The 4848-nt window shown below is 48.5% G+C and carries 6 protein-coding genes; 1 reads left to right on the plus strand and 5 read right to left on the minus strand.

Annotated features, from left to right (window positions below):
• Positions 1 to 60: 60 nt before the first annotated feature.
• The 4 genes from ABYP73_RS11460 to ABYP73_RS11475 form a co-directional block, all read right to left on the minus strand.
• On the minus strand, positions 61 to 600 hold the full coding sequence (locus tag ABYP73_RS11460; protein WP_372944642.1) for a DUF4252 domain-containing protein: 540 nt from the start codon (positions 598 to 600) through the stop codon (positions 61 to 63).
• 72 nt (positions 601 to 672) lie between these two features.
• Positions 673 to 1221, minus strand: coding sequence for a DUF4252 domain-containing protein (locus ABYP73_RS11465; protein ID WP_372974418.1), 549 nt, complete (start codon positions 1219 to 1221; stop codon positions 673 to 675).
• A gap of 11 nt (positions 1222 to 1232) precedes the next feature.
• The gene (locus ABYP73_RS11470; RefSeq protein WP_372974419.1) at positions 1233 to 1652 is read right to left on the minus strand and encodes a hypothetical protein; all 420 of its coding nucleotides are present in this window, start codon (positions 1650 to 1652) and stop codon (positions 1233 to 1235) included.
• Positions 1639 to 2148 (minus strand): RNA polymerase sigma factor, encoded by a 510-nt coding sequence (locus tag ABYP73_RS11475; protein WP_372974420.1) that lies wholly within the window; start codon positions 2146 to 2148, stop codon positions 1639 to 1641. The genes ABYP73_RS11470 and ABYP73_RS11475 overlap by 14 nt, the downstream gene beginning before the upstream one ends.
• A gap of 223 nt (positions 2149 to 2371) precedes the next feature.
• Between ABYP73_RS11475 and ABYP73_RS11480 the strand changes: the two genes are divergently transcribed.
• Positions 2372 to 3829: a S41 family peptidase gene (locus ABYP73_RS11480; RefSeq protein ID WP_372974421.1), complete on the plus strand. Its 1458-nt coding sequence runs from the start codon at positions 2372 to 2374 to the stop codon at positions 3827 to 3829.
• A 31-nt stretch (positions 3830 to 3860) separates the two neighbouring features.
• Here ABYP73_RS11480 and ABYP73_RS11485 read toward each other — a convergent pair.
• On the minus strand, positions 3861 to 4848 hold a 988-nt coding region (locus ABYP73_RS11485; protein WP_372974422.1), incomplete at its 5' end, for a TonB-dependent receptor plug domain-containing protein.

Below are 4848 nucleotides of genomic sequence, written 5' to 3' on the forward strand. Positions count from 1 at the left end.
CTGAGTCCCCAAAAAAAACCTGCCAAATAGGGCAGGTTCTGTTTTTGTTTGTCGGTGAGTTTATCCCTTCAGGAATTGACCTATCTCTCCCAGTCCTTCTCCTTTGTAATCGGATTTCTGGATGGCCTGCATCAGCTGCATGAGATGGGCGGGGTTCATGTCCTTACCGAGCACACGGATCAGGGCAAAACCCTTTTCATTGCTGTTGCCGTATATGACCACTTCGTCAATGGCATCAGCCTCTCCCAGGTATTTGACAAAACCTTTGCCATAGGCAGAATTCAGCTTCATCAATTCCTTAAAGTCAGAATTCTTTAAAATGGCATTGACCTTTGTTTTTTCCACCTCGTAGTCCGCAGCATTGGCAGAGGTCTTCTTAAAGGCGAGAATATTGAGCTTTCGCAAAGATTCCACGGCCGTACGCTCTTCCTCAGTCAGATCCACCTCATCGAGGTTCAGGATGCTCGCCGGGAGGTCCAGGGAGATAAAATTGGGGTTCTCCGAATTGTCTACATAGTATTCCTGCAAGCTTTGGGTGGAGGAACAACCCAGCAGCAGAGCAAAAGCCAGTATAGGCAAAATGGTTGTTAATTTTTTCATGTCTTCTTCCTTATGGTCAAAGGACTGCGGTCCTGCTTTGGCAAACAACACCGCATCCTCATTCCCTGTGTATTACGATTTCTTTTTTTCGGCCTGATTCAGTTCTTTAGGCAGATTCATCTTCTTGGTCAGGGCACCGATCTTTGTGAGGTCGATATCCCCGGTTAGTGTCAGGAGCACGGTTTCTATCTTGCGATCGTTGATCTCCACATCAGCGTTCTTGATCCCGGTGACGAACATCAGCAGCTCGCTCACGTGATCAGCATCCTTCCCTTTGCGCACATAGAACTTCACATTGGCATCCTTGTCCTTCACCCGCATCAGCTCTTCCAGGGAAGAGTTCTTGAGGTATCGGTCTACAGTCGACTTCATATCGGCTGAGATGCTCTTGTTTTCAGTGATGAAAACCTTGAGTCCGCTCAGGCTCTTGGCGATCTCCATAGCCTCTCTGGCCTCGGGTTCATCGACATTCACGTCCATTTTTACCAGGAGGTCGAACATGTTTTTGTTGACGATGACCGAACTCACTTCATCCATATCCTCGAACTTATCGAAGATCGACTGGGAAATTCCCGTGAATGGCAACAGGGCCAGGGCGATAATTGCGATATACTTCTTCATGATGTTGTTTTTTAATTGTTTTTGATGATTTTTTGTTTTGTTTCTTCAAATTCATGTAAATAGGCCACTTTTTCCTTGCCACGGTCCAGGTTTTCAGCCAGGAGACCCAGGGCCTTTTTGGTCTGGAGATAGGCGTATTCCGCTTCCTTCCTTTCCTGATATTGCTTCCCGAAAAAGATGCCGGCTACTAAAACGACCCCCGCGGCAACGGAAATCCACTGATACAAGTTTCTTCTGGGTTTTAATGGAACCTGCCTGATGGATCGTTCTTTCCTGGCATCGGAGAAGTAGGCGAACATAGGGCGATAAGGCTCCAGGTGCTCCGCCACCTGATCTCCGGAAAAATAATCCCGCAGATCCCGCTCCTCGGCCTCCGTGGTACGGGCCTCAAAGTACTTCTCGAGTAATTGTTCTATTCTATTGAATTCCATAGCTGTGTTTTTTTATCAATTGTTCTCTTACCGCCTTCCTGGCCCGGGATAAGGCCACCCTCACGGCTGTGGGTTTCATATCGAGCATCTCTGAGATCTCGTCGTAATCGTACTGTTCAACATCCCTCAACTGCAGGACCAGTTTCTGTTGCTCGGGAAGGCCTTCCATGATCCTTCCCACCCATTCCAGACTGTCATTGACCTCCACCTCCTTCTGAAGGGAAGTCCGATCGTCCGCGTAATTGCTGTGCACCAGTTTCAGGTTCCCCGATTCCTTGGACTTCAATCGGTCCAGGCAAAAATTCTTCGTCATCGTCATGGCAAACGCCTCTACATTGCGATAGGCTCCGATCCGCTTTTTCTTGTCCCACAACTTCATCAACACTTCCTGCGTTGCATCCTCGGCTTCCTCCGTCGATACCAGCAGCCTCTTGGCGAGCCTGTAAAGCTTGTCTTTGAACGGCATGACCAGGTTTACAAATTCTGATTGTGTCATTAGTTTTTGATCGGTTGTCGTTGTAAGCATCTTCCTGCCGAGTTACATAAGCTAGACGAACTATATCGAATTTTGTTACAATTCTTTTTTTCTTAGCCTCGATCTCATTAATTTAGCAGGAACTAACCTTCCCTACACATGATAGTCCTATTGCCTCCAAGGTACTAAAAACACCTGGGGTGGCTCTCGGCTATGAAATGCTATTTACCTTAAAAAAAGAAAGATGAAAAAGAATGTAGCTTTATTCCTGGGGATATTGTTTCTCCTTACCGGATGCAGTAAGGACGATGACAATTTCAATCCGACATCATCGGATCTGGCTACCCAGGATTTTATGTGGAAGTCCATGAACCTGTGGTATTTCTGGCAGGACGATGTGGAAAACCTTGCAGACGACCGTTTCAGCACCAATGAAGAATATACTGAATTCCTGAGGTCCGAAACCGATCCGGGCGCTTTTTTCGATAACCGCCTCAGGTATTTCGAGGACAGATTCAGCACCTATGCCTCAGATTACAATGAATTCACGGATTTTCTTTCCGGGGTCTCCAGGAGCAATGGGTTGAGTTTCGGACTGATCGGCCTGGACAATGACGATGTCGTGGGTTATGTTCGCTATGTGACGCCCAACTCTGATGCGGCCTCCAAGGATATTTTTCGTGGGGAATTTTTTACCGGGGTCGATGGGCAAACCCTCAACCTGAACAATTACATCGACTTACTCTTCGGAGAGAACGACACCTATACCCTGAATATGGCCGACCTGGTCAATGATACCTTTACGCCCAACGGGAAGGAGGTTACCCTGACCAAGATCGAAGGCTTCCAGGAGAACCCCATCTTTATCGTCAAAACATTCGATATCAGCGGGCAGAAGATCGGCTATATTTATTACAACCGCTTCCTTAACGAGTTCGACGAAGAACTCAATACCGCTTTCGGGCAATTAAAGGCACAGGGTGTCACGGACCTCGTACTCGACCTGCGTTACAATCCGGGGGGGTCGGTGAATACCACACGCCTGCTGGCCAGTATGATCTACGGCACAAATACCAGTGACCTTTTTATAAAACAGCGCTGGAACCCCAAAATTCAGGCCTCTTTTGACGCTTCCCAGATCGAGGATTACTTTGCCGACCGAACCGGAGCAGGCACACCGATCAACACCCTGAATCTAAGTCGGGTATATATCCTTACTACAGGGAGGTCCGCTTCGGCCAGTGAATTGATCATCAACGGCCTGGATCCCTACATGGACGTGATACAGGTGGGCACCACCACCACCGGCAAGAATGAATTCTCCCTGACCATGGTGGACGACCCGGGCAGATCCGGGGCGCCTTATGTGTATACGCCCACTAGAGAATCCTTTATCAATGCCGAAAATCTTTGGGCTCTTCAACCCCTGGTGGGAAGGAACGAGAATTCTGTGGGCTTTTCGGATTACACCAATGGATTTATCCCGGAGATAGAATTGGCAGAAGACCTCGCCAACCTCGGTATACTGGGAGATCCTAACGAACCCTTGCTGGCACGGGCTCTGGAGGAGATCACCGGATTATCAGGAAAACGGGACTTTACGGTCCGGCTACCTGCCAGGCCTTTTACAGACACGGACGACTTTACTCCTGTCAAAGACCGGATGATCCTCGATAAACCTATCGACCTCACCATCAAATAAAAAAAGAAAGCCGGTACAAACCGGCTTTTTTTTAGAAATTCAGGGTAAATCCTGCTCTGAGATTCCTGCCCCGGGTATTGAAACCCAGGATCTCTGTGAAGTTCTCATTCAGAAGGTTATCGGCCTGCAGGAATAAAAACAGCCGGTCAGGGATCACTACATACCTCAGGTTCAGGCCCACCAGACTGAAAGGATCGAGACTTACCTCAGTGAAGGTGCTGAAATCGGTATCCAGCCTGATCCCGGTATACGCGTAGGTCGCAGAGACCGTAAATGTATCTGAAAAGACATACCCCAGGCCTAGGAAAGCCTTGTGCTTAGGGATTCTGATCCCGGGATCACCTTCCCTCTCGGTAAAGGTGTAGTTGGCTTCCACGGCCAGGTTTTCCACAGGTTTCCAGTCTATTTCCACTTCAACCCCCCTGGCATTGATAGTGTTTTCTGCATTCTGGTACCGAAAGGTCGTGTTGTTGAAGAAAACAAAGTCGTCTTCCCTCCTTGAAAAGTATACGGCACTCGCCCTGAGTTTTTCACCCGAAGTGTATTCCGTACCCAGTTCGAGGGTACGGTTAGATTCGGGCCCCAACTCAGGATTTGCCCCAAACTGCCCGAAGAGCTGCGTCAGGGAAGGAGTAATATAGGAGGTGGCGAAACTCCCCAGGAATTTCAGATACCCATTCTCCCGCTTGATTGTAAAACTTGGATTGAGGTTGTAGACCCATTGAGAACCGTATTCCGAGTGTATGTTGAGTCGGCCCCCGGCGCTGACCTGCCATCCCTTTTCCCCTAAATACGCCAGGTTGGCATAGGGGTCTGTAAAACGGAACTGCCTCAGTTCCTCGAATTCCATTTCTTCCAGGTTATAATTGATGCCTGTGAGGAGGAGCACCTTGCCGAGCCGAATCCTGTTGAAGAGATCCCCAATCAGGTTTTGCCCTTCAAAAGTTCCCGGAAAAGCGCTGAAATTCTCGGAAGAGAAAGAGGAATACGCCAGGTTGAGGGTGGTTGTACCCTTCTTA

This window comes from Muriicola sp. (assembly GCF_041567615.1).
Classification (GTDB): domain Bacteria; phylum Bacteroidota; class Bacteroidia; order Flavobacteriales; family Flavobacteriaceae; genus Muriicola.